Annotated in this window: 20 protein-coding genes; 7 read left to right on the forward strand and 13 right to left on the reverse strand. The window is 39.8% G+C overall.

The window, feature by feature from the left end:
- Window positions 1-36: 36 nt before the first annotated feature.
- Window positions 37-1,305: a DUF6161 domain-containing protein gene (locus P1K33_RS12370; protein WP_284653294.1), complete on the forward strand. Its 1,269-nt coding sequence runs from the start codon at window positions 37-39 to the stop codon at window positions 1,303-1,305.
- A 95-nt stretch (window positions 1,306-1,400) separates the two neighbouring features.
- Window positions 1,401-2,000: an RDD family protein gene (locus P1K33_RS12375; protein WP_284653295.1), complete on the forward strand. Its 600-nt coding sequence runs from the start codon at window positions 1,401-1,403 to the stop codon at window positions 1,998-2,000.
- A gap of 68 nt (window positions 2,001-2,068) precedes the next feature.
- On the opposite strand, the gene P1K33_RS12380 is transcribed toward P1K33_RS12375, so the two are convergent.
- Window positions 2,069-2,311: a hypothetical protein gene (locus P1K33_RS12380; protein ID WP_284653296.1), complete on the reverse strand. Its 243-nt coding sequence runs from the start codon at window positions 2,309-2,311 to the stop codon at window positions 2,069-2,071.
- A gap of 254 nt (window positions 2,312-2,565) precedes the next feature.
- On the opposite strand from P1K33_RS12380, the gene P1K33_RS12385 reads away from it, so the two are divergent.
- A complete protein-coding gene (locus P1K33_RS12385) occupies window positions 2,566-2,757 on the forward strand; it encodes a cold-shock protein (RefSeq protein ID WP_284653297.1) in 192 nt (63 codons plus the stop codon).
- 198 nt (window positions 2,758-2,955) lie between these two features.
- On the opposite strand, the gene P1K33_RS12390 is transcribed toward P1K33_RS12385, so the two are convergent.
- The 3 genes from P1K33_RS12390 to P1K33_RS12400 all read right to left on the reverse strand — a co-directional run bounded on the left by P1K33_RS12390 (window position 2,956) and on the right by P1K33_RS12400 (window position 10,861).
- Window positions 2,956-3,348: a DUF2541 family protein gene (locus P1K33_RS12390; RefSeq protein ID WP_284653298.1), complete on the reverse strand. Its 393-nt coding sequence runs from the start codon at window positions 3,346-3,348 to the stop codon at window positions 2,956-2,958.
- A gap of 135 nt (window positions 3,349-3,483) precedes the next feature.
- Window positions 3,484-5,793, reverse strand: coding sequence for a translocation and assembly module lipoprotein TamL (gene tamL, locus P1K33_RS12395; protein ID WP_284653299.1), 2,310 nt, complete (start codon window positions 5,791-5,793; stop codon window positions 3,484-3,486).
- A 1-nt stretch (window position 5,794) separates the two neighbouring features.
- Window positions 5,795-10,861, reverse strand: coding sequence for a translocation/assembly module TamB domain-containing protein (locus tag P1K33_RS12400; RefSeq protein ID WP_284653300.1), 5,067 nt, complete (start codon window positions 10,859-10,861; stop codon window positions 5,795-5,797).
- A gap of 136 nt (window positions 10,862-10,997) precedes the next feature.
- On the opposite strand from P1K33_RS12400, the gene P1K33_RS12405 reads away from it, so the two are divergent.
- Window positions 10,998-11,894, forward strand: coding sequence for a GNAT family N-acetyltransferase (locus tag P1K33_RS12405; RefSeq protein ID WP_284653301.1), 897 nt, complete (start codon window positions 10,998-11,000; stop codon window positions 11,892-11,894).
- A gap of 6 nt (window positions 11,895-11,900) precedes the next feature.
- Here P1K33_RS12405 and P1K33_RS12410 read toward each other — a convergent pair whose 3' ends face one another.
- On the reverse strand, window positions 11,901-12,524 hold the full coding sequence (locus P1K33_RS12410) for a matrixin family metalloprotease (RefSeq protein WP_284653302.1): 624 nt from the start codon (window positions 12,522-12,524) through the stop codon (window positions 11,901-11,903).
- Window positions 12,525-12,745: 221 nt separating this feature from the next.
- On the opposite strand from P1K33_RS12410, the gene P1K33_RS12415 reads away from it, so the two are divergent.
- Window positions 12,746-13,753 carry an SDR family NAD(P)-dependent oxidoreductase gene (locus P1K33_RS12415; RefSeq protein WP_284653303.1) on the forward strand — a complete coding sequence of 336 codons (1,008 nt, stop codon included), beginning with the start codon at window positions 12,746-12,748 and terminating at the stop codon, window positions 13,751-13,753.
- A 33-nt stretch (window positions 13,754-13,786) separates the two neighbouring features.
- Complete coding sequence (locus P1K33_RS12420; RefSeq protein WP_284653304.1) at window positions 13,787-14,608, forward strand: helix-turn-helix domain-containing protein; 822 nt, start codon at window positions 13,787-13,789, stop codon at window positions 14,606-14,608.
- A gap of 86 nt (window positions 14,609-14,694) precedes the next feature.
- On the opposite strand, the gene P1K33_RS12425 is transcribed toward P1K33_RS12420, so the two are convergent.
- From P1K33_RS12425 to P1K33_RS12460, 8 genes are all read right to left on the reverse strand, one after another.
- Window positions 14,695-15,573 carry a T9SS type A sorting domain-containing protein gene (locus tag P1K33_RS12425; RefSeq protein WP_284653305.1) on the reverse strand — a complete coding sequence of 293 codons (879 nt, stop codon included), beginning with the start codon at window positions 15,571-15,573 and terminating at the stop codon, window positions 14,695-14,697.
- 181 nt (window positions 15,574-15,754) lie between these two features.
- Window positions 15,755-17,404, reverse strand: coding sequence for a tetratricopeptide repeat protein (locus P1K33_RS12430; RefSeq protein WP_284653306.1), 1,650 nt, complete (start codon window positions 17,402-17,404; stop codon window positions 15,755-15,757).
- A gap of 178 nt (window positions 17,405-17,582) precedes the next feature.
- The gene (locus P1K33_RS12435; RefSeq protein WP_284653307.1) at window positions 17,583-18,476 is read right to left on the reverse strand and encodes a lysophospholipid acyltransferase family protein; all 894 of its coding nucleotides are present in this window, start codon (window positions 18,474-18,476) and stop codon (window positions 17,583-17,585) included.
- A gap of 8 nt (window positions 18,477-18,484) precedes the next feature.
- Window positions 18,485-18,658 carry a hypothetical protein gene (locus tag P1K33_RS12440; protein WP_284653308.1) on the reverse strand — a complete coding sequence of 58 codons (174 nt, stop codon included), beginning with the start codon at window positions 18,656-18,658 and terminating at the stop codon, window positions 18,485-18,487.
- A 29-nt stretch (window positions 18,659-18,687) separates the two neighbouring features.
- On the reverse strand, window positions 18,688-20,088 hold the full coding sequence (locus tag P1K33_RS12445) for an efflux transporter outer membrane subunit (RefSeq protein WP_284653309.1): 1,401 nt from the start codon (window positions 20,086-20,088) through the stop codon (window positions 18,688-18,690).
- Window positions 20,089-20,113: 25 nt separating this feature from the next.
- The gene (locus P1K33_RS12450) at window positions 20,114-23,287 is read right to left on the reverse strand and encodes an efflux RND transporter permease subunit (protein ID WP_284653310.1); all 3,174 of its coding nucleotides are present in this window, start codon (window positions 23,285-23,287) and stop codon (window positions 20,114-20,116) included.
- 24 nt (window positions 23,288-23,311) lie between these two features.
- Window positions 23,312-24,469, reverse strand: a complete 1,158-nt coding sequence (locus P1K33_RS12455) for an efflux RND transporter periplasmic adaptor subunit (protein ID WP_284653311.1) — start codon at window positions 24,467-24,469, stop codon at window positions 23,312-23,314.
- A gap of 341 nt (window positions 24,470-24,810) precedes the next feature.
- Window positions 24,811-25,389 (reverse strand): TetR/AcrR family transcriptional regulator, encoded by a 579-nt coding sequence (locus P1K33_RS12460; protein ID WP_284653312.1) that lies wholly within the window; start codon window positions 25,387-25,389, stop codon window positions 24,811-24,813.
- A 143-nt stretch (window positions 25,390-25,532) separates the two neighbouring features.
- On the opposite strand from P1K33_RS12460, the gene P1K33_RS12465 reads away from it, so the two are divergent.
- Window positions 25,533-26,438, forward strand: coding sequence for a GNAT family N-acetyltransferase (locus tag P1K33_RS12465; protein ID WP_284653313.1), 906 nt, complete (start codon window positions 25,533-25,535; stop codon window positions 26,436-26,438).
- Window positions 26,439-26,534: the final 96 nt, after the last annotated feature.

Below are 26,534 nucleotides of genomic sequence, written 5' to 3' on the forward strand. Positions count from 1 at the left end.
TTGCAGAAAAAAGAAGTTTAATTTAAAATAAAAAGTATGGATATCAAAAGTTTCAGGAAATTGGTTCAGGATAGTCCCATTAAAGACAAATTGAATAGTTTGGAAGCTACTTTAAACTATCCTGTTTTAAATACTACTATAGAATTTAAAGGAATTCAATCTATATACAAATTTGTTTTAGACCAAGTAATTGGTTGGAATGAAGTTGAAAAACTTCCTAGTTATTTTAGCCCTTCAAAAGCACACTTTGAAAGATTAAAATCCAAGCTAATTCAGTTATCAGATTATTTCAACGAGCAAATTCAGAATCAATTTGATAATAATTGGAACTCTTTTCTAACTGATTTCACCAATGAAAAAAACCCAAATAATTATTATAACTTCTTAATTGATTGTCCTGAAACCGATTTTATCTTAAAAGTAAACAATCATAATCCGACCTACACTCAAGGCGCAATTGATTTTATTGCCGGAAGAAACCTAAACATCAACAACAATAAGGATTTTTTTGTTGGAGCTTTAATGGCGTATGAATTCAAAAGTCAAAATGATTCAGAAATACTACACAGACGAAATAACGAGAAATTAAGTTTAAGCAAAATACGAGATAAGTATAACGAGTACATCACAGAAGCAGAACAGCAACTCAATGGCTATTTATCAGACGCAAAAGATAATTTGAAAGAACATTTTGATACCGTAGATAAATTAAAGACCGAAAAAAATAAAAATTTTGAAGATTGGTTCACTGGTGTACAAGGTGGTTTTGATACTTTTTTTTCTAATGCAAGTGATAACATCAAAACTAATGAAGACTTATATAAAGAAAAATTACGTTTAGAAGCACCTGCTAAATATTGGAGAGATAGAGCGGAAAAACTTAAAAAAGAAGGTAATAAACATTTAAACTGGTTGATTGGTGTTTCAATAGTCGCAACTGTTTTGCTATTTACATTACTAATGCTACTTGGAACTGACTATTTTAAAAATGCTTTTAGTGATAATATCAAAGGAATAAAATGGTCAGTAATCTTGATTACTATTGTTTCGTTATTAGCATTTAGCATTAAGATATTGTCGAAAATGACATTCAGTTCTTTTCACTTGTCAAGAGATGCTGAAGAAAGAGAACAATTGACACATTTTTATTTAGCACTTAAAAAAGATACCACTATTGAACCTGAGGAACGTCAGTTAATATTACAGTCTTTGTTTAGTAGAGCTGATACAGGTTTATTAAAAGAGGATTCTTCCCCTACTATGCCAACAACAAGTATAATTGAGAAATTTACAGGGGGTAAATAATGGAAATTGTAAACTATAACCCCATACGCGGATTTTTATTCCATGCCCTAATAGCCCATAACACTAAACCAAACAACCTAAAACCAGTAACCATCATGTCCACCAAAAAACTTCCTCTCCATTTAGAAAACACGCATTATAGCATTTACGGCAACCTTGGCGAAAGGATTGCTGCCGGGCTTTTAGATGGGTTATTTCTTATTCCGGTAACCGTTGGGTTACTGTATTTTAACAGTGCGCATTTGTATAATTATTACTACACGTATGTGGTAACACAATTGGTTATCACGGTGTATTGTGTCTATTTACCCGTGCGTTATGGGGCTACTCCGGGGAAGCGTGTCATGGGACTGACCATTTTGCGACTGGACGGTTCCGCCATATCCTATCGCGAGTCGTTTTTAAAATACTTGCCTACCTTAATCATAGGGTTACTGGCCTTTGTGGCTCAGTGCCTGGCGATCAGCCTGGCAGATGCTGCGGTATTTGACCGTTTGGGTTGGATGGAGCAATCAAACTATTTAAAATCATTTAGCCCGATTCCGATGTGGATTCAGATGGTGGTGATTTATGGGTTTTATTTTGCTACCCTGCTTTCGGTCTTACTCAATACCCGAAACAGAAGTGTCAGCGACCACCTGGCCGGAACTGCTGTGGTCTATACCCGATGTTTGGAGAAGATAAGGGAGTTATGAGTTATGAGTTATGAATTATGAGTTATGAGTTAGGATTTGGGAATTAGGATTTATGAAGAATGGTTATCTTACAGATAAATCAAATAAAACCCGTACTCTGAAATGACTAGTTTGTGGGTTTGATAATAGAGTACCTTTTGGTTAATCATATCCACTATTTCTTCGTCTGACGGGAAAAAAAGTTCAAAAACGCCGGGGTTCTTCTCAAAAAAAGTGGCAGGGTCAGCAATCTTTTCACCTTCGAAAAAATATTCGATCACTAAAGGGATTTGCTTGCGCTGTATGTATCCAAAGACAGTAGAAATAGACATAGGTTATGTTGTTATAATTGGGGTTCTGTAAATTTAGTGAAAATTCAGGCGATTTGGTGTTAATTAAACTACCCGGAAATGTTAAATAAAGTGGTAGTTCATCGAAAGTGAGGACCTTTTCAGCAATTTGACGCCCGAGTTTAGCTACAGAAAGGTTATCGCATGCGTTAAATTGCTCCAATAGGACAATAAGTGAGAGTAAATCCCTAATAATCAATAATAAAGACTATCTTCGCCTTTTAATACTTATTTATATGAACGAAGGAACAATTAAATTTTTCAATGAAGCCAAGGGCTTCGGATTTATTACGCCAAGTAATGGCGGAGCAGACTTATTTGTACATGCAACAGGTCTTAACGGGCAGGTGCGTGAAAACGACAAAGTGTCTTATGATGTAACGGATGGTCAAAAAGGACCAACCGCAACCAATGTAAACGTTATCTAAGATATAATTTACCAGTGTTTGTTAAAAGCCAATCCTTCTGATTGGCTTTTTTTTTGTTTTAAATAGCAACTATCCCCCAACATAATCCTGTTCCTTTCCCTGTGCCGTTTAAGTGGATCGGCTTCGTCTTGTGTTTCGGTCAGTTTGGCCAAAGCCTCAAGTCATCCCGATAGCTATCGGGACACACGAAGTGATGGTCTAAAGCGCCCAGAGTTCCACCACGGGTTTTACATCACTCGCAATACCAATGGATTTGTACTTCAGATCGACTCTTTTGATGGCTTTTTTACCGCTGAGCATGGCCGCATTGCTTTCGCTGTCGCTTTTGATCAACTGATGGAGGTCAACCCTTTGCATTTCTCCGCTCGCCAGATAAATGTCAAAAGATTCCAGGTTGATGGTAGCATTAATCATTTTAATTTTAACTGCGCTGTAACGCTTGGTGGTGGTCACAATGATTTCTCCGGCTTCTTTCTTAAAGTCGATTTCGGTTTCCGCAATTTTACGCCAACCGGGAGCTACCTTCTCGCTCTGTGCCTGTATGATGGAATGGCTTGCTATCAGAAGCAGCACCAATGCTAGCTTTTTCATTTGCTGTATTTTTAAGTTGATAAAAACGTTTGAAATGATAAAAACTGAGGTCATCTGAAGAGATTATAAAGGTAGAAAATACAGCCCCAAATAAATTACAACTATTTGGGTTTTTATTACACTATTCCATCGCTTTTAAAACGGATAACCAATCGCCAGGTTGAAGATGAGATTTTCCTTGCGCCACGATCCACTGCCAAAATCAATTTCATCCAATACCCAACGGCTGCCATCCTCGAGATAAGGTTTTCGTAAAGGGAAGGCAAAATCGGTACGCAGCAGTAAAAACGAAAGGTCAAACCGCAGCCCTACTCCTGTTCCCACCGCAATCTGGTCCATGAACTTTTTGGAGAATTCAGCGCCGGGTTTATCGGGGTTTTTATGCATCAGCCAGATATTACCGGCATCCACAAAGACTGCCCCATTGATGATGCTAAACAATTTGGTTCGGTATTCTGTATTGAATTCCAATTTGATATCACCCGATTGGTCAGGTAAAAAGATACTGGTCCCGGATTCGGGCAGATAGGAACCCGGACCGATGGAGCGCGAACGAAAAGCCCTAATACTATTGGTACCGCCAATAAAAAACTGCTTGATAAAAGGCAGTTCGGTCGAATTGCCATAACCATAACCAACACCCGCAATGATGCGACTGGCCAATTGGGATTCGGTTCCGAGCTTTATATAATGGCGAAAGTCATTTTCAAACTTGATAAACTGGCTGAACGGCACGCCCAATACTTTGATGGTATCACCTTGTTTTACATTGGCACCCGTAATCAAACCGGACAACATGGCTGAAGTATCGACCGATCCTTTATAATATAAGGTGTTTTTTCGGATTGCCTCCATCGTATTGGTGTAGGTATAGGAATAAGTTGGGCCAAAAATCAATTGCTTTTCAATGACTTTGGCCAAAGTGGCATTGGCCGCAATTTGCTCATAGTATAAACTGGTTACATTGTTCGGACTCACATAATGGATATCGGTTACATTCAATTGGTGTTCTTTGCGGATGTTTTCTTTCCACAGATAACCAAACGAACCTTTGAAGGAATTCAGCGCATACAATTGTTCTCTTTTTTGGAACTCATAGCCGATGGTCGCCTTAGTTTTCGGCACAAACCCACTGGAAGATTTTAATTGGAACGGCGCAATAAAACGAGGCCAGATCAAACTGGCTTCCGATCCGATTCGATACACATTAAACCCATTATTCTGACCGGATACCTGTACTTCCAATCCGCCAAAAACAGAAACGGTAAACAATTCCGCCCCCTTAAAAGTATTGCGATTGCTCCAATTAACGTTGAGTTCGGTTCCGGTATAATTGGCCGAATTGGATTTACCCAAAACTTCTATGCGTATCGATTTCTTTTTATGCGGTGTGAGATAATAGTAAGCATTCAAAACCGTATCAAGCGAGTCAGAAACGGTAAATTGGTTCTTTACAAACTTAAACGTGCCAAGGTTCACCAGTCGGTTCAGCGAAAGATTGTGATCGGTTCTGTTGTACAAATCGCCTTTTGAAAAATAGAGTGTACGGTCAAAAATCCGCGGGTTAAATAATTTTTCTTTGTCATAAATGGTGAAATCCTTGTAACGCACCACCGCAGTAGTATCTTTTTCCAACTTGTCCAAACGGCGTTTACCGGTATTAATGGAATAATTAGGATAGATGATAATGTCGCCAATAGTAAACACTTTTCGGGCTTTTGCCGGCGTTTCTTCTTTTACTTTTACAATCAGATCGGTTTCATAACTGCCTACCGTACTGTCCACCTGCATGATCAGATAATCGGGGCCAAAATAATAGTACCCTTGTTCCTTGAGACGCGCATCAATGCGAAGGCGTTCTGCTTTTATAACTTCTAAATCATAAGGCGCCCCTTTTTTCAATAGCGTCTTGTCCCGGGTAGCCGTTACAGCTTTTCCCAATCCCGAAGAATCTGTTGGGAATTTGATTTCTTTGAGATGGTATTGCTTGCCGGGATAGGCGCTGTACTCTGTAGTAGCGCGTTTCCCTCTTTTAGTAGAATCGGCAGTGGCGGTGGCTTTAAAATAACCCCTGTTCTCAGAATAGTTCTGTAACAATCGCGCATTATAATCCATATCCACCTGACTGAACAATACCGGTGGTTCTCCTGCTTTAGTGCGAAGCCAATAACGAAATCCTTTTTGTTTTTTGGGCTCTCCGGCCAAATGATAAAAAAACAATTTGACCCGCAGTCCGAGGTATTTGGTATTGGGTTTAGGACGCAGCAATGCCTTGAGTTCCCTCTGCAATGCTTTGCGCTCTTTGGCGGAAACTAAAGTGTCCACTACCTTTACTTTGCCGCCTACATACAATAATTCACCTTCGGGCAAACGTTTGGTATTGCTGCAGGACGAAGCGAATAGCAGCAGTAAAAAAATAATCCAATAGCGGTGGAAGCCTTTCATATTATAATTTTTCTGTTTCTTCTGTTGGCGGTTGTTCTTTCTGTTCGTCTTCTAAGGCTTTATCTCTTTTCATTTTTCGTTTCAGCGCCTCTTTAATTCTTTTCTCTTCTTCCGAACGGTGAAAAAGTTCGGTAAACTTATTGTAATCCATCGTGATGATAAAGGCGACGCCGGTTTCAATGATTTGTCCCTGCAGGGCAATTTGGTATTCATTTTTGCGATACGCTCTCAGCATATAGCGGCCGTCTTTAGAGAGTTGGTAACTCACAGAAACATCACCGGCTATATTGGTCAGGTCACGATTGGCCTGTTCAGGTCCTTCAATGCCAAAACTGCTGCCCACGGTAACTTTTAAGCGGTCATTCAGCAATTGTTTTGAAACCCCTACGTTCAAATCGGTGCGGTTGGCCTTTTCTCCTGTGGTGTAATCATTGGACGTTTCCAGGTCTAAATCGACCTCAACCCCTTTGATTAAGTCACCGGCCAGATTATTGAGTTGTTGAGACAGTATTTTACTCACACTCTGGCGCGCAAAGGTTTCAGTGCCGCTGCCTGCCTCACTGGCAAAAGGATTTTCTCCGATAAATCGGTTTAATAGCAATAAGGCAAATACTTGCTTGTTGAGTTCATCGGGTTGTTGGCGCAATTGTGCCAATTTCGTTCGCGTGGTGCTGACTATTTCTGAGGAAACATTATAATTGCCTTCGGGCAATATGATGTCAAAAGTAATCACCGGTTTTAGCAATTCGCCATTCATTTTCAATACCGTTTCAAACGGGATGCGCTGTTTATAGGTGTTCCTAACGGTTGGGGAAACATCGCCCAACTGATCGTCGAGCAAGTCAATCGGTGCCGTTTTGGTTTTATAAACAGCCTTGATATTGATATCGGCAGAAGTGGGTTCGCCGGTCCAAAGTATATAACTGCCCTCCCGGATTTCAAATTTTCTTTTGAGGAAATTAAAGGTCATTTCATAGGAACCTTCTTTGAGTTCGTAACGCCCGGTGAGCGTGGTTTTTCCGGATTCATCGATGCCTCCGGTAAGCTGTGCTTCTCCTTTGAGTTTGAGATAATCGCCGTTTCCTTTGTCGATAATCAAAGTCAGTTCGGCTTCTTTGTTGACTTCAATATTGACAGAAACATCCATTCCTTTGAATTTTGATTTATTAAGCGAATCGAGCGTTACAGCGAATCGCTCATCTACCAACGGTGCATCCTGGTCAATAAATTCGACTATGCCTTCCCTATCGGCTATCGCGGGATCAGATTGTGGCAAAACGATGGTAAGCTCGGTACTTTTATTGACTTTGATATTGCCCTCAACCACCGGTTTATTAAGATCGCCTTTGACTCTTAATCTCGTGTCAACAAACAGTTTTCCATAATACAAGTCGTTGTCTTTAGCGGTCGAATTGGTCACTCTGAAATTATCGGCATTGATTCTCAAATCGAAAGCAAAATCGCGGTAATTGGGCGTATCCACTTTCCCGCGCAGTTCGAGGGTGTTTTTTTTGGAATCGGACAAAGTAAATTTTTTGAACACCATTCCGGCTTCAGTAAAACTCATGGAATCATTCAATAATTCAAAGGCCGAATTCAGTTTGGTTACCGTAAAAGCACCATTGTGAAATTGCAGCTCACCTATGATTTTGGGTTGGTCAAAAGTGCCTTTGATATGGAATTTCCCTGAAACATACCCGCTGCTTTTGGTAAGCTGGTCATAGGTAAAGGGCTGAATGCTCAACAAATTTAATTGCTGCATGTCGAGGTTCAAGTCAAAGCTTTGGTCGCCATATCGGTAAACACCGTTCAGCGCCACTTGATTTCCCTTTTCTGAAAGCGTGGCTTGAACCGCGTAAGTATTGGCCACCCGATTATCAACTTTGAGACTGATGTTGCCGATGGTTTCTTTCTTAAAGGAGAAATTTTCAATGGTCAGGTCAGAGACGAAAATGAATTGGGTATTGAGGTTTTCCAATCGCACTTCTCCGTCAATGATACCGCCGAAAGCCAAGGCTTCCTTTTGCACCATACGCGAGAGTGTAGCAATGTTAAAGTCGGTAAAATTAATCAGCAACGGCGCGTTTGGCATATTCGATTGCGACTGTAACCGAACAAGGCTTCCTTCGTTTCTGAGTGTAAAATCGTTGGCATAAATACCATCATTCCCAAAACGAATGAGGTTGTTTTCGGAGACTGTCCATTTTTCATAATTGAGCAGTAAGTCTTCGGGGGACAAATGGAATTCGGTATGGCCGTTTATCGCTTTTAAGTTTCCGGCGACTAAATATTGGTCTTTGCTTTTATCATCCAGCAATCGCAAGCTGAAGCCCAGCGTATTTTCCTTGATGACGCCTTCGATTGAAGTACCGGGCAGTCGCAACTGGGCGTTTTGAATTTCATCAATAAAAACATTATACACTAAAGCATCGTCTTTGGTATTGATATTGACCACGGCATTGGTAATCGTATTGGTGCCATAGACCAGTTTTGGTACAGTTGCCCTGAGTACAATGGTATCGTTAACGCTGTTGTATCGGCCTTTAATACTGATAGGCTGTAATTGGGTAATCTCGGGGAACAATTGGGTAATTACCGGATCATTACTGACATTAATATCAAAATCAAATCGCTGTGACGGGGTTAGTTTTTTCTTTACTGAAGGTTTCACATCATAATAATTCGCTATCGAATTGGATAAGGCAGTGGCTATTTGGCTGAGCTGGTATTTCCCTTCCATCCTGGCTTTAAGGAGTTGGGATTTGATTTGCAACGTATTCTTTTCCGCTGTTGCAATGGCTGTGATGTTAATGGAATCCAATTGGAATTGTTCTTTCCCGTTCGAAAAAAGCAAATGGTGAACCGCTATTTTTCCGTTGAGAAAATCGGGATCGGCGGTGGGCAGATTGGCCTCAAGTTGGCCTCTTACCTTTAACGGTCCGGTATGAAAGTGCAACTTTTCTAAATCGGCCAAAGCCAAATTCAATTGGAGTTGAACCTCTGGATATTTGTTTTTAAAACTGCCTTTGGAAACCAAATCAAATTCGAGATTCGGGTCGGTGCTATTGGCAGTGGCTTGGTAATCTCCATTCACAATACCGCCTTTTAGCGCAAGATTTTGATAAGTATAACCATTAAAGTCTCCTTTTCGCATAAAGCCGTCTACTGTTGCTGTGGCCGTTTTGGGATTTAATCCGGTGCCTTTTATTTTGGCTTTGGCGGTTACTTTACCTATCGAATGGTCTTTGATTAACTGACCCATGTCAAAATTATTGAGTTCAGCAACGCCATTGTATCTTTCTTTGTTTTTTACCCTATAATCAAAATGGGTTTTTATTTTGGCACCGCCAAAACTACTGTTCAGAACAATATCGGTATTGAAATTGTCTAATTTTCCTCTGAACCTGCCTTTAACATTCATCCGCGCCGGCAACTGAATATTCCCCGGAATATACTCATCGCCTATAACCCGGCGAACGTCATCGGCTTGTAACTGAAGGTACTTGATGTCTAGATTATACCACGCTTTCAAGCCATCCGGCAAGCCAATAATTCTACCGCTTGCTATCATGTTCACTGTGCCTATGCCACTGATTTGCATTTTAGGAAAAATAAGGTCTTGGAGTTGACCTTTAACCTGTCCGTTGATTTTGGCTATGGCGTTTGGGTTGTTTTTAAAAAGTGCTACTTCACTCACTTCGGGTGCAAACAGTAAGATGTCTTTGACCGACACGTGGCTATTTTGTAAACTGGCATTGATTCCCAATATGCCCGGATTCGCTTGCAGTGCTTTTACAGACGGATAATTAACACCAACTTGGTTTCTGAGCAAGGTTTGTGGTGTTTTTAAATAGAGATTTTTGAGATTTACGCCTCGGGGACTATAGGTAAAATCGGTGCGAAGCGCTTGTATATTTACACCGCTTTGCTCTTTTGCGGTAAATGATTTGATGTTCCCGGAAACGACTTCATTGGCATACTTCAGGCCTTTTGCTTCGAGTTGGAGTTGTTCTACATTCAAATGCCTGTAATCAATACCGCGTTTGACCCGTAGCGTATTTTCATCATCAAAACGGAAATCAATTTGTTGCAAGCTGACCGTATTCAGGCTCAGTTGCCAATTGGGAGTTTCTTGCGCCTGAAGAGTATTGATATTGAGTCTGCGGTCGTTTCTGCCCAATGTTAATCCGCCTTTTAAGCCTGTTAATTCAAATCGGTCGATGGCTATTTTTTGCTTTTGCAAATTGGTTTCCTCAAAATCGATAAAAAGTTTGTTCAATATGAGCCCGCTATTGAGTCGTGTCCCGGCATTGTCATAACCAATGTTTATTTTGGTAAAATCAATTTTACCCAGTTTGATTTTCAAATCGGGTCTTTTCTTAATCAGCGAATCGGTAGTTACGATGGTTTTGGTGGCAATTTCACGCACCAATTCGCCCTGTTTTAGTTTTACGGTCAGTCCGTGAAGGTTAATCTTTGGCACATCAAAATCCATTTTCTCTAAGTCAAATGTCTTCATATTAGTATCAAAACTAATTAGTGATGCATTGAGATTGTTTTTGGTTACAGCATCATCAAAGTGCAACCGGATATCCTTAAGGCTGATTTTGTGAACGGAAAAAATGGTGGGCTTGCTATCCTTTTTTGGCGTTTTGGAAGCAAAAGCATCAATAATATAATCGAAATTGAAGACTGAATCTTTATCGCGTTTAACGTTAGCTATGATACCATCCAAACTGACAGCATTGATTTCTACCTCATCATCCAACAATTTAAAAAGGCTGATATCAATTGTTATTTTTTTCCCTGCCAATAAAGTATCTCCGATTTGGCTTTGCAGGTAAATGTCTTCCAGAATGATTTTTTTGGGTAGCCCAATTTCGATGCTGCCAATGCTGACCGGCGTGTGGATTTTGCCTTCGAGATAAGCAACGGCTTTGTTTTTAATAACATCCTGTACTGTCGGAATCTGGATCAATAAAACCAATAGCAGGAACAACCCGATAATAGAGCCTATTATCCAGCAAACTATCTTAAAGCCTTTCTTTACGTATTTTGACAGCGTCACTTTTGTATCAGAATAGTAGCGTGTGTTCTACACAACCTTTGTTATTTTATTATAAATCAGTTATCTATACAAATTTGACACAATTAATCCGGATAAGTATTATAAATAACAAGTGGTTTATTATATAATTCGCACATTGGCTGTCAAAACTATCGCCCTCAATATCCCTTTTTATGCTATTTTTGTGGCTATGCGAATCAGAACTTTAAACGGAATTGACCCAACCCTTGTAATGGAAGCCTTTAACAAAGGTTTTTCCGATTACAGCGTTCCGGTGCAAATGACTGCTGAGCAATGGGCTTATAAAATGCGGAGCGAAAATGTACAATGGAATCTTTCCGTTGGCGCTTTTGACGAAGATCAATTGGTTGGGTTTATCCTTCATGGAAACAAAACCAGAAACGGTCAGCAATGGGTTTACAATGGCGGAACCGCGGTCATTCCTTCGCACAGAGGGCAACGGCTTACGCAAAAAATGTATGATTATATTTTGCCAATACTCCGCGAACAAAGTGTTAGCAAAATTCTCCTGGAAGTGATTGATACCAATGAACCGGCCATTACAACTTACCAAGCCATTGGATTTAAAAACACCCGGAGATTACTGTGTTTCAAAGGCCATTATCAGGCTAAAATACTAAGTAATAATTATGAAATCAGAACGCTTGCTACTTTAGATTGGGCTGTCCTGAAAACTTTTGGGGAGGTTACTCCGAGTTGGCAGAATGATATCGAAGCCGTTGAACTGATACGACCACAAATCAAGGCTTTGGGGATTTTCAGGGATAATATCCTGGTAGGTTATCTCATCTACAATCCTGTAAGCAATAAAATTTTCCAATTGGCTATAGCCAAAGAACAGCGCCAAAAAGGATTGGCTTCTGCCCTGTTGCAATATGCTTTCGGGGAAACAGACAAACCTTTAATCCTGACCAATATAGAAGATACCGCTACTGTAACCATTAATTGCCTCAACCATTTTGGTTTGGAACATTTTATTACGCAAAATGAAATGGCATTAGTGATGGCTTAAAAGAAATTATTCTGCTAACTGCGCTCTGCATTGGTCACAAAACCACACTTTTTCCTGATCAACCTGTTTAATCGTTCCGTTGGCATCATTCATCATGCATTGGGAATGATGGGTGCAATGATCCAATCCGAGGTTATGTCCTATTTCATGCAGCGCAACTTTTCTCAACCGCTCTAAAAACTGGGCACGGGATACATTGCGTTGCAACCTAAACGTGGAAACCACACAGGTTTTTCCGGGTCTGAATCCCAGACCAAAAATGCCCCATTCGGGGAACTCAGCGTTTTTATGATGGGCAATGTCTTTCTCTGTAACCAACAGTAAATTGTGATTGGACAAGTATTTCACCAATATCTTAGAAGCCTCATATCGGGTTTTACTGGGCGCTAACAAATCAGCTGTCAGTGGTAGCGCAGGTTTGATTACACACTCATAACCGTAGAACGCTTCGACAGATTTTTTCAGATGATTGCTGTAGTCAACATTGACATCACCCAACGGTTGGATGTAAACTACAGTTTCTTTAAGAGAAGTGAAAGTAAAATAAGTCGAAATGTACAAACCTGTCGCTATGACAAGCGCCAGAATTACAAGGATTATGATCGTTTTCTTTCTTAAAAATGCGGCCATGAGGATTGGTGTTGTTGGTTTTCAAATCATCATAAATTGTACCGTTTTATAAACAATAGAACGTTTCCGCAATAAATATTCTCAATATTTAATCCCTCAAAGCAATTAACTGAACATTCAATAATTCGGCCTTTTAAACAAAGTAGATATGGTCTTTTAAACAAAACTGTGATAACAAACACACTCTAACTTTGTCCCTATAATTTAAATCAAATAAAAAAATGAAAACAAACAATTATCAGGGAGTCCTACAACAACCTTTAAGCAGCGGGTTTAATGCAAAATCAACCACAAGTGACGTAATCAAAGGGATTGACCTAACAGGGAAAATAGTTATTGTAACCGGTGGTAATACTGGTATCGGTCTTGAAACTACTAAAACACTGGCATCTGCAGGAGCTACGGTAATAGTAGCAGTGAGAGACACTGAAAAAGCAAAGAAAAATTTAGAAGGCATTACCAATGTTGAAATCGAAGCTATGGATTGTATCAATCCACAATCAATTGATATGTTTGCACAAAAGTTCATGGCATCAAACAGACCGCTGCACTTATTAATCAATAACGCAGGAATAATGTGGGTCCCTTTACGCAGAGATACTCGTGGTTTTGAATCACAATTGGCAACAAATTATCTGGGACAATTTCATCTCACTTCAAGATTATTTCCTGCCCTTAAAAAAGCAAATGGAGCCAGGGTTATCAATGTCTCTTCTTTAGGACATCAAATGGCGCCCTTCAACTTTGAGGATCCTAATTTTCTAAATCGGGAATACCAAACATTATTGGCCTACGGACAATCAAAAACCGCGAGCAATCTTTTTACCGTTGAGTTGGACAATCGTTCCAAAGCCTACAATATAAGAGCCTACGCTGTACATCCAGGTTCAATTGGCGGTACTGAATTAGCCAGAGAAGCATCATTGGATTTATTACAGCAAATGGGATTTTGCGATGCCTATGGCAATATTCTTCCTGAAATTGCTGCCAATCTGAAATCTGTTCCGGAAGGCGCCGCTACTACCGTTTGGTGTGCTACCAGCCCATTGCTTAACAATATTGGAGGCGTATACTGTGAAGACACTGATGTTGCCAATTTATTCGGAAATGCAAAGGAAGATACTTTTGGGACAAGTGGTGTAATGCCTTATTCGTTAGACGAAGATCTAGCTTGGAAACTGTGGAGTTTAAGCGAGGAAATGACAGGTGTTACTATTCAGGATATTTAATTAATTTTGATAAAGCATAAGCAATAAATCGAAATGGATTTTCAGACAAACTACATAACCCCAGAAATTAAATTATCATGTTATGAAGACAAGCTCTTCAAAACAGAATTAACATTTGACCATCATATGCTTGTATGGTTCATCTCAGGGGAAACAAAGATTATTCAAGCTGAAGCCAGTTATATATTTAAAGCAGGTGACATTTTCTTAATTCCACGAAATCAGTTGACAACAGTAATCAATTACCCAAAAGATGGATTACCACATAAAACAGTGGCCATGCACTTGTCGACGGAAAGATTAAAAGAGTTTTACGCCAATATTGAAGTAAATAAAGAGGCAACTGCGATACCTAAAATCCGTATATTCAATAACCATCCTTTGTTGCAAAGTTGCTTTACATCACTGTTGCCCTATTTTGACATAACGACACCATTTCCTGAAAATATCGCTTCACTAAAAATTACAGAAGCCATCAGCATACTCAGAGAAATTGATAATAACATTGACGGTATTTTAGCCAACTTTGAAGAACCAGGTAAAATTGACTTGGCCGGATTTATGGAAAAGAATTTTATGTTCAATATGCCAATGGAAAAATTTAGTTACCTCACAGGAAGAAGCCTCACAACCTTCAAACGCGATTTCAAAAAAGCCTTCAATGCCACGCCTCAAAAATGGCTTACCCAAAAACGTTTGGAACTCGCCCATTACCTGTTTGCCGAGAAAAACAAAAAACCTATTGAAGTGTATTTCGAAATAGGTTTTGAAAACCTCTCGCACTTTTCTTATGCTTTTAAAAAACACTTTGGGTATGCTCCTACCGCTTTAATAGAGGATAAAAGCAATCGTTAATGCTTGCGATTGAATGTTGATAATAACAAAAAAAAAAATCGGGAGTGAGTCCCGATTTCTTAGTTGTTGTGTATTTAGATTTAGTTTTAGTTTTTGATAAAACGTTTTACAGTGGTTTGGTTTTCCCCCTGCAATTGGATCAGATAAAAACCGGCTGACAAATGATTCACATTGATCGCCGCTGTATTTTGTCCTGAGATTAAGTTGTTCTCTGCCAAAACTTTTCCGGCTGCGTCAATAATGCGGTATTTTGTAAAATGGGCATCATTGGATAAACTCAAGTATAAAGTGGCTGCGGTTGGATTGGGATAAATCGTAAAGGCAGCATTCGGATTTGGATTTCCTACGCCTAAATTACAATTGGTATCTTCTTCCACAACGATGGGTAAAGATTCATTGCTGCTCGTACTGTTCGGGCAGAAACTTGGTGCGGCAACCACATGGTAAGAACCCGGACCGGTAATTAAATAATTCATTTCATTAGCGCCGTCTATAGGTGTGCCGTTTTTATACCATTGGATACCCGAATCATAAGGCATAAAAATCGAAGCCGTAAAACTTCCACCCGGACACAACATCATATTTCCGTTGTTGGGATTGATTGAAACGAACTCATTCATTTCGGTACCTACCGTAAAGCCAACCCAGGCATAACTGTCTATCTGAATCACATTCGACTCATAAGTATTTCCGTTGAGCGTGGCCACCACTTTAAAAAGAGATTGGTCATAAGTATACCAGTCATAAGTAAAGGAAGACTGTGTTGCACCGTCAATCGCCACATAAGGATCAGAAGAAAACCAATATTTAGAATACCACTGATAAGTATCATAAATAGGATTGGTTACCGTTGCTGTTCCATTGGTCCAAGGGCAAAGCATCAGGTCACCTGTAATTTGCGGTGCCTGTGCTGATGCTCTTCCCAGGCTAATTAAACAAAAAATAAATAGTAGTGTTTTTTTCATAAGGCAAGTTTTTAAAGATTAATTTGTTAGTTAGTACAAATTTAGAAAGGGCAGCCTTAATCGGCACGTTTTTGGGCGTGACAAATTGTGACATTGGAGAGAATAATTTGTGACAACACAAAGTTAGCCAATTATAATAAGCTATAAAACAGCAACTTAAATAAATCGCAAAAGTGACAGCCTAAATACTAAGCAGGTAAGCGTTCAAAGAAAGGTGTTCGGGAAGTTCAAGGCGTTTTTCAATTCTTTCCTTGCGTTTTCTGCAGGCGACCGGAGTAATGTGGAGCATATTGGCAATTTCTTTGGTATCCAGATTCATATAAACATAAGAAATATAACGGATATCAGTTGTCGTTAATTGCGGATGTTTTTCGGTCAGTCTTTTAATAAATCCCTGATTGACATCGTCAAAATGACGCACATAATTGTCCCAGTCATCATCGGTTTTGAGGTAATCCTTTAAAGCCTTTATGTCTTTGATGATGGTGCTGTTTTCCGAAAGCTGAGGCACTTCCGACAGCGATTTTAAAATGTCCTGCAGCAGTTGATTTTTTTCCGATTGGTACAAAGCCCTTGATAAGATTTTTTGGTTTCGCAACTCAATTTCGTTTTGCAGTCTTTCCTGTTCCAATAAGGTGGTGCGTTCCTTTTCATGCAGCAAGGCATTATCCGCCATTTCCTTTTGGAGTTTGAATTCTATAAGTTCCTGATCGCGCTTGATGATTAACTCTTTTTGCTTGTTTTTGATGAGTTGGTTTCTGAAGATTAAAATCAGGATGATAATCCCCAAAGCAATGACCAGGATGACCGAGTAGAAAATATTGCGTTCGCTTTGGATCTTGGCTTCATTTTCGACAATCTTCTCTTTGTAATTCTGAATCTGGAATTTGACTTCGCTGCTTTCATACAACTTGCCGTTCTTTATTTTATTGAGTTCGTTATCTGAAATATTGATGGAATCCTTATACTGAAACGCCAAATCATAAGACTTCAGACGAAAATAAATATCCGACAAGTTCCTGTACAATTCAATCTTATTCTCCAAATCGGGTTGCTCCGACAGGGCATTATTGGTCCATTGCAAAGCCGATGACAGATTGTTTTCCTTCAGATAACTTTTGGCAATAATGGTCGAGAGGTTGATGCGATGGTCAATGTCTTCTTCCGCTTTTAATTTTGGCAGCAAACTTATCGCTCTGACTCTTGCTCTTTGGGTTTCACCCAATAACAGATCATTGGCACAGATTCCTATTTGAGTCGGAATGGCGACCGTCGGATTTTTGGTATAACCCAGCGCGTCATTGAGATAGTTTCGGGCTTTTTGGAGTTTGTTTTCATCATTGGCCAAACTGCCCAAATTCATCGAATACAAACCCATTTTGAGCGAGTCATTGTATTTTCTGGCAATCAAATAGGCTTTATAAAAATGCTCATTGGCCTTCTCAAACTTCTTTTCCTTACCATATAAAATGGCAATATTGTTTAGCACTATCATCTCGTGTTGCGGATCTAAATGCTTGACTGCAATTTGGTAGCTGATAAGGTATTGCTTCAGCGCTTCACCATAATCGAGCAACATATAATAATTGTTCCCGATATTATTTTGGGCCAAAAACAATTGCTTGTACCATTTGTTTTTCTCGGCCAAATCCCGGGCATTCGAAAGCAACTCCAGTGACTTGACGTGATTTTTCTTCAGCATCAATTCGACTCCCGTTTTGATAATGGAATCGCATTGTTTGCTATCGGTCGCACCGGCTGTAGTGAACCAAAACAAGAAGAAAAACAAAAATGGAATAATCGATTTGATAGATAGAAATTTTAAAAACATTCCAAAAATAGCGCTAAATTTTTAAATGAATAGGATTAAATACAGTCGGAAAGGTTGCGTCAAAAAAAAAGCCCCGGGTCATCACTCCGGGACTCAAACAAAAAATAATCACCTATCAATCGTTCTTAACCGCTACTTAACCAACGGTGTGATGCAACATTCGATGACAATCTTTATTTTATTGTAATATCATTGACTTGTCAAAAAACCTATTGTGGTACTCTTCTTTGTAAGCATGCTTCCATCGCTTATGGCTCCAGAGATAATTTTCCGGATGGCTTTTGATGGTTTCTTCCAATTTCCCGGTAAAAATACTGGTAATCATTCCCGTCTTATATTGCGCTGTAAAATCGAAAACCGGCGTTAAAGCAAACTTATAATGGCCTCTGTCTTCGCGTATGATTTCGGCAAAAAGAATGGGTGTTTTGTGTGCCGCAGTGTATAACTCCGTTCCACTGATAAAAGCCGTTCGCTGTGATAAAAATGACGTCCAAAAACTCTTTTTAGGCACAATGGGGTTTTGGTCTGCTACCAATATCAAAACATGCTGTTGCTGTGTAAAAGCTTCCATTTCCTTTTTCATATTGCTGGAAGAAACCATTTTTGAACCAAACCGGCTTCTTATCCTGAGCATTAAATCGTTAAATGATTTATTCCTTACAGGTTTATAAGCCACCACAACATTGGTATTTTTAAATGCCGAAGCCACATGAGCATTCGCCCACTCCCAATTGAATTGGTGCCCTAAATAAATATGGGCATTTTGATTGCTGGCCAAAACTTTTTCAAGCTCGGAATAATCCGCTGTGATATGCTTTTGCAATTGCCTTTCCGATATGGATAACAATTTTAAGGTCTCCATAAAGTGATCACAAAAATTCTTGTAGAACTTTTTCTCAATCGCCATCCTCTCTTCCTCATCAAGATAAGGAAAGGATTTGGCAATATTGGCTTTCACTACATCACGACGGTATTTGAAAACATGGAACAGCAAATAAGCAAATACATCGGAAATGATATATAAAATCCGCAACGGAATCAGTGAAATCGGATACAATAGTACGGTTATCATTTTAGCAATCAATTGGCAAATACCTGGTCTATATCAAACAATTGAAAATTCAATTTTGATTCCTGTTTTGCATTTTCTGTTTTGAGTTCTTCGTTTTGAATTTCAGACTTCTGATCTTCTATATTGTTACATTCATTTCTCACGACACATTTTACATGGTCAAAAAAGCTTGTGTTTTTCATAGTTCGTTTTGTTTTGGTTAATACTTAAATCATTCCCATCCGCCACCTAAAGCTCTATAAAGCTCAACATTGGATGCTAATCTTTCTTTTTTGATAGTGGCCAATTCCAATTCGGCTTGTAACAGATTGCCTTGAGCAAAATTCACTTCAAGATAAGTCGCCATACCGCTTTTGAAAAGCAAATTGGCGTTGTCGACTGCTTTCTGTAACGTCGCAACACGTTCAACAGCGATGGTGTATTGTTTTTCCTGTTTGTCAATTTTTACCAACGCATTCGATACTTCACCCACAGCAACTAAAACAGTTTGTCTGAACTGAATCACAGCTTGGTCGCGTTCCAATTTGGCTACTTCGTATTGTGTTTTTAATCTTTTTCCGTTCAATAATGGCGCAGTCAATCCACCGGCAACCGACCCAAAAAGCGAGGCCGGAATGTTGAACCAATTGCTCGATTCAAAAGAATTCACACCACCAACAGCCGTAATATTCAATGAAGGATACAAACTCGCTTTGGCAATTCCCACTTTAGCATTGGCTGCTTTTAAAGCCAGTTCCGCGCTTTTTACATCCGGGCGTTTGCTCAACAATTGCGATGGAATTCCGGCAGACAGATTGTCTTTTACAATTATGGTTTCGAGTTTACTGGCTCTTTCCTTCGCCTCAGGAAAAGTCCCTGATAAAACACTCAAGGCGTTTTCCTGTAATTGGATGTTCTTTTCCAGCTCGGGAATCAATTGCGTCGCAATCAATCGGTTGGCTTCGGTTTGCTGTTTCGCCAATAAGTTGACATTTCCGGCTTCATACTGCAGATTGACTGCGAATAAGGTGCGGTCATTGATTTCCAAAGTTTTTTGGGCTATCGCCAATTGGGCATCCAACATCAACAAGTCATAAAAACCATTGGAAACAGCAGCCACGATGGTGGTTTGCAATGCTTTTTTGGCTTCGGCCGTTTGCATATAAACCGCCTGTGCTGCTTTCTTTCTGCTTCTGATTTTACCCCAGATATCGGCTTCCCAGGAAAGATTTAATCCGGCTGAAAAATCATCCACATGGTGTTGTCCCAATGCCTGACTGATATTCATTCCGTTAAAGCTATTATCTGAAAGTCTGGTGCTTGAAGCTGTTGCAGAAGCATTCAATTGTGGCACATTGCCCCATTTGCTTTGCTTGAATTGCAAATTGGCTATCGCGATATTCTTTTCGGCGATTTGCAAATCGTTATTTTTAGCCAAAGCCTGATCGACTAGTTTGACCAAATCGCTTTCTTCAAAGAAAGATTTCCATTGGATATCGGCGATGTTGGTCGTATCAGCGGCTGTGCTGTTTCTGAAATTTGCGGGAACTTCAGGTTTGACGGTCTGTGCCAATGCAGTAAAACTTACCATCATTAGCATCGCCAACACATTTATTTTTATATATCGTTTCATAATCTGATTTTTAATTTTTGTGTAATTAGGCTTGAGCTTGTTTTTCGTTATTCAAAACAGCCAATGGCTTCCCGGTTACTTTTTCCTGTAAATACTGGAAGGTTATAAACAAAACCGGAATGATAAATATTCCCAGGATTACTCCTGAAACCATTCCTCCTGCCGCACCAATACTAATCGAATGGTTACCCAAAGCTGATGGTCCTGTCGCACGCATCATTGGGGTAAGCCCAACAACAAAAGCAAATGAAGTCATGATGATTGGTCGCAAACGCAGTTTGGCTGCTTCCAATGCCGAAGCCAAGAGTGATTTACCTGCTTTTCTTCGCTGCACGGCATATTCGACAATCAGGATGGCATTTTTGGCCAGCAATCCGATGAGCATGATTAGCGCAACCTGTACATAAATATTGTTTTCAATTCCCGTCAAGCCAATAGCGGCAAATACTCCGAAGATTCCTGTTGGTATCGATAACAATACTGCCATCGGAAGGATGTAGCTTTCATATTGTGCTGCTAATAAGAAGAACACAAACAACAAGCTCAATCCGAATATCATGGCTGATTGTCCTGATGAAGTAATTTCTTCATTGGTCAAACCGGAAAACTCAATGGTATAGCCTTTTGGCAATTTCGTTTCGGCCACTTCCTGAACGGCTTTGATGGCAGCGCCTGAGCTAAATCCGGGTTTGGCTATGGCATTCACTCCAATGGAGTTAAACAAATTGTATCGTGAAGCCGTTTCGGAACCGTTAACCGGTACCATTTTTACCAATGAAGACACCGGAACCATTTCGCCAAATCGGTTTTTAACAAAAATATTGTTCATCGATTCTATGCTGGTTCTGGAATTTACCTCAGCCTGAACCATCACACGGTAGTATTTTCCGAAACGGTTGAAATCAGACGCCTGTGCACTTCCGTAATAGGTCTGCATCGTTTGGAGAATGTCCCTAACATTCACGCCCAATTGCTCTGCTTTAACATCATCCACTTCCATTTCCAGCTGTGGATAATCGGCTTTGAAACTGGTAAAGGCAACCGCTATTTCGGGACGTTTCATCAATTCGCCGATAAACGCATTACTCACGCCGCTAAACTTGCTGATGGTTCCTCCTGTTTTATCTTTCAGCACAATATCCAAAGCGTCAACATTACTAAAGCCGGGAACTGTTGGGAAGGTAAACACAAAGAAATTAGCGCCTTTTATTCCGGCCAGTCTTCCACGCACATCGTTCATGATATCGTTGATGTCTGAATGCTCACCGCGTTCTTTAGCCGGTTTGAGCAAGATGAATGCCACTCCGGCCGAAGAACTGGTGGATTGCGTTAGCATATTAAAGCCCGAAATAACATTCAGCACTTTTTTAGATGGAAGGTTCCCTAACTTACCTTCCACTTCCTCCATTACATTTTTGGTTCTTTCCAAAGATGCTCCGGCAGGCATTGATAACGAAATCGCAATAAATCCTTGATCCTCTGATGGAATGAATCCTGTGGAGGTATTTTTTACCATATAGACTGTTGCTACAATAACTACAGCCAATCCACCAAAGCTTACCCATTTGTTTTTGATTAAAAACTGAAGACTTTTTACATATTGATTGGTCAGTTTGGCAAAACCGGTATTGAATCCGATAAAGAATTTTTCCTTAAAGTTTTTCGGTTTTTCTTCACCATGATGGTGATCATCATGAGGCACATCTTTTAAAAATAAGGCTGCCAAAGCCGGACTCAATGTCAACGCATTTACCGCAGAAATCACAATTGCAATCGCTAAAGTAAAGGCAAACTGACGGTAGAAAACTCCGGTAGAACCTTCCATAAATCCGACCGGTAAAAACACGGCCGACATGACTAATGTAATTGATATGATGGCACCGGTAATTTCGCTCATCGCCGAAGTGGTTGCGGCTTTCGCCGACAATTTCTTGCTGTGCATTTTTTCGTGAACCGCTTCGACAACGACAATCGCATCATCGACTACAATTCCAATCGCTAACACCAGGGCAAAAAGGGTAAGTAAGTTGATCGAGAATCCAAAAACCTGCATAAAGAAGAACGTCCCTAAAATAGAAACCGGAACCGCAATCGCCGGAATTAATGTTGCTCTGAAATCCTGAAGGAATAAAAACACGACAAGGAATACCAACAGGAAAGCCTCAATCAAGGTTGATTTCACCTGCGAAATCGACATGTCCAAAGAATCTTTGGTATTGTATAAAATCAGGTGTTTGACATCTTTTGGAAAATCCTTTGACGCTTTTTCCATCATTTCCCTGATGGCAATCTGCACATCACTTGAATTGGAACCCGGCAATTGGAAAATACCAATATTCAATCCTGATTTTCCGTCTATTCGTGTGCTGCTTCCATAGGAATACGAACCAAATTCAACACGTGCAACGTCTTTTAAACGAAGTACGGAACCATCCGCATTGGAATGGATTACGATGTTTTCGTATTCACCCGGATTGTTTAATTTCCCTTTGTATTTGATTACATATTCAAAGGCTTCTTTACTGCTTTCGCCAAATCGTCCCGGTGCCGCTTCCAGGTTTTTATCCTGAATGGCTCCCAAAACCTCCTGAGCGCTTAGTTTGTAAGCGGCCATTTTTGATGGATTTAACCAAACACGCATCGAGTAATCCTTGTTTCCTCCAAAAATAAAAGCCTGCCCTACTCCGGGAATCCTTTTTATCTCGGGAATGATATTGATTTGTGCATAATTGTTCAAAAAAGTTTGATCGTATTGTTTTTCATTTTCGGTGTACAAATCAACAACCATCAAGAGACTGTTTTGTTTTTTGGTCGTCTGTATTCCCGCCTGAACTACTTCTGCAGGCAATTGACTGGTAGCTTGTGACACCCTGTTCTGGACATTTACAGCGGCCTGGTCGGGATCGGTTCCGAGTTTAAAATTGACTGTGATTACAAGCGAACCATCATTACTGGCGGTAGAACTCATATAACTCATATTCTCTACCCCGTTGATGGCTTCTTCCAGTGAAGGTGCAACCGAGCGCAAAACTGTTTCTGCATTGGCTCCAGGATAAAGCGCTACAACCTGCACTGCCGGCGGCGCGATATCAGGGAATTGCTGTAACGGAAGCGTTTGTAAACCAATTGTTCCGAGGATCACAATAAGTATAGCGATGACTGTTGACAGCACGGGTCTGTCAATAAATTTTTGTAACATGATAAGTGATTTAGTTTTTCTTGATTAAATTTTGGCCACTACTTTTTTAGCATTTTGCTTCGCCAGTTCGCTTACGCTCGTGTCAGGAATAATGGTCGCGCCGTCAGGCAGATTTTCAAAACCTTTTAATACGATTCTGTCTCCGGTCGCAATGCCTTCCTTAATCAAATAATCGGTTCCGCTCTTGGCAGAAACAACTACCGGTTGTCTGGTCACTGCATTCTTTTTGTCCACCAGGAAGACATAAATTTTATCCTGAATTTCAATAGTCGCTTCTTGAGGAACCACGATCGCGTTTTGGTGTTGCATACTGATTTTTACCCTTCCTGTATTTCCGGAACGCAAGAGTCCGTTGGCATTTGGGAATTTCGCTCTCAGCGTAATGGCTCCGGTGGTTTTATCAAATTGACCGTCAACCATATCGATTTTTCCTTTTTCAGCATACTCAGTATCGTCAGACAACACTAGAGAAACCGGTGCCAAACCTCTTAATTTATCATTTACCGAATTGCCTTTGTACTGTGATTTGAAGTTGATAAAATCATTTTCGCTTAAAGAAAAATAAGCGTACACTTCTTTGGTATCCGACAATGTGGTCAATGATTCAGGATCAGCCGGACTGATTAAGCTTCCTTGTTTTCTTGGTAATCTTCCGATATAACCGCTAACCGGTGCTTTGATGGTCGTGTAACCCAAATTGATTTGGGCCGTTGCCACCACTGCTTTAGATTGCGCTACGGTTGCTTTGGCTATCGCCAAATTAGCTTTGGCTGTTTTCAATTGATAATCCGATACGACTTTGTTTTGTACCAATGGCAATAGCTTTTCTACTTCCAATTGGGCATTAATTACCGCAGCTTCTGCCGCATTCAAACTAGCCGTTGCATTGTTGTATTGCTGACGGTAAGGATTGTCGTTGATTTTAAACAAAGGCTGACCTGCTGTAACATAAGCACCTTCATCTACATAAATTTTATCCAAGGTTCCGCTTACTTGCGCTCTGATTTCCACATCAGTTTTTCCTTGTATGGCTACCGGATATTCAGTATCGGTAGTGGTTGATTGGTAAGCGATGTCCAGAACCGGTAAGGTTGCCGGTGCACTAGTCGGTGCGCCTGCATTTTTGTCGGCACAACTGGCTAAAAACAGAGCGATTAAGCTCAAGGTAATTAAGTTCTTCATAATGATTGTTTTGATAGTTATTGATTTTTGTTTTTGATTTGTATTTGTATTTGTCATTCTAATTTTGTTTATCTGAAATAATTAGATTTTATACCGAATGTCCACTGGACATTCTCCTCTTAATATCAAATGTTTTTGATTCTTATTTATTGAAGTTTCCATATTACTATTTGAAATGAACGGTTCAGAATTATTGCTGTTTGATATAAATTTTATGATTGTAATACCTTTATTTTGAAACGATTGTTCCAGAATTAAAGCTGATTTTACAAAATATTGTACTTCTTCCTCACATTCATTTTTTGAAATGATTGTTCCAGAATTGTTGTTAAAAAAAAGTACTAACGGGTAATACTTTTAATAAGGTATTCAGACATTTTTTTGATAATAATTGGATCCTGGTTTAAAATAAAAGCCTGTTTCCATCCTGTAAATGTCGTCATGATATATTCTGCTAATAAAGGCGCCTCTTCACTTCCATCCAACTCACCATCGTCTATCGCTTTTTGGATTAAGTTGGTCATTAACTCCAGGTATAAGGCGCTGTTTTTGATTAACACATTTCTAACCTGGCTGTCTTCGGGAGCAATTTCAAAAACGGTTTTGATTCCCAAACAGCCTTTTTCAGAATCTACAACCCAAGCTGCCTTATCACGAATGATATTGATTAACGCCTGTAAAGCTGATTTTTCCTTGGCCACTTTTTCCTGTGTTTCCTTTAAACCGGCTTCGGCATAAACGGTAACACATTTTATGAATAAACAATGTTTGTCACCAATGGTATTGTACAAACTGCTTCTGTTAATCTGCATGGCATCTACCAAATCCTGCATAGAAGTCGCGTGATACCCTTTTTCCCAAAAGACGTTCATTGCTTTTTCTATAATCTCACATTCATTAAATTCAACACTGCGTGCCATGGTATTCAAATTTCTGGGACAAAGATATAATTAATTCTGAAACGGTTGTTTCAGAATTAACATTTTTTTTTAAATTATTTTTTTTCAAGACCAAAAAAGACGTTTTAAACCTTATAAAATCAGGCCTTATTGAAAACAAAAAAATGTTAACTTTATCCTATTCTCAATCTTATTTAAAATCTATGACATTGAATAATGATAATTTATCCTTCAGACCGCTCAACTTTGAAGAGTTTAAAATCCTGGTCGATTGGGCCGCTCAGGAAGGTTGGAATCCCGGATTGGATGATGCTGAACTCTTTTGGAACACTGATCCCGAAGGTTTTTACGGTTACTTTGATGAGGACAAACTCATCGGTGGTGGTTCGATTGTTTCCTATGATGGGCGATTTGGCTTTATGGGCTTTTTTATTGTCCATCCTGATTACAGAACAAAAGGCATCGGCAGAACACTTTGGAAACTACGCCGCGATACTTTGTTGTCCCGTTTGCAAAATGGTGCAGCCATTGGTATGGACGGCGTGGTTGCCATGCAATCCTTTTATCAAAAAGGTGGTTTTAACATCGCTTTCCGGGATGAGCGTTATGAAAAAATGGGAATGCATTATGATGTGAATCCTGCCGTAGAAATTGCCAATGCAGAAGATTTTAACGCCATCAGTGCTTTAGACCGCGAATGCTTCGGTGTATCGCGTGAACGCTTTTTGACCCTTTGGCTCAATGCTGTCAATGCCAAAGTTTTTAAGTTTACCGCCAATAATCATTTGGGCGGATTTGCTGTGATAAGAAGATGCCAAACCGGCTATAAAATCGGTCCTCTTTTTGCCGAAAATGATACCATAGCCGCAGCGCTATACGAGCGTTGCCTGACCGAAGCTATTGGGCAACCTGTTTATTTAGATATTCCAATGAGTAATAAAGCCGCTGCTGCTTTGGTTCAAAAATACCAGGCATCTTATGTTTTTGAATGTGCCCGAATGTATTTAGGAACACCCCCTAAAACTCCTATCGAAAAGATATTTGGGATTACCAGTTTTGAATTGGGATGAGAACAATGTCATTTCTTAATCTAGGTTAAGTGTGTAAGGTTGAAACCCGCCATAACTTTGTCCTGTTCAAAAGAAGCAATCAAAACAGCTTTGATG

This window comes from Flavobacterium terrisoli (genome assembly GCF_030167905.1).
GTDB lineage: Bacteria > Bacteroidota > Bacteroidia > Flavobacteriales > Flavobacteriaceae > Flavobacterium > Flavobacterium terrisoli.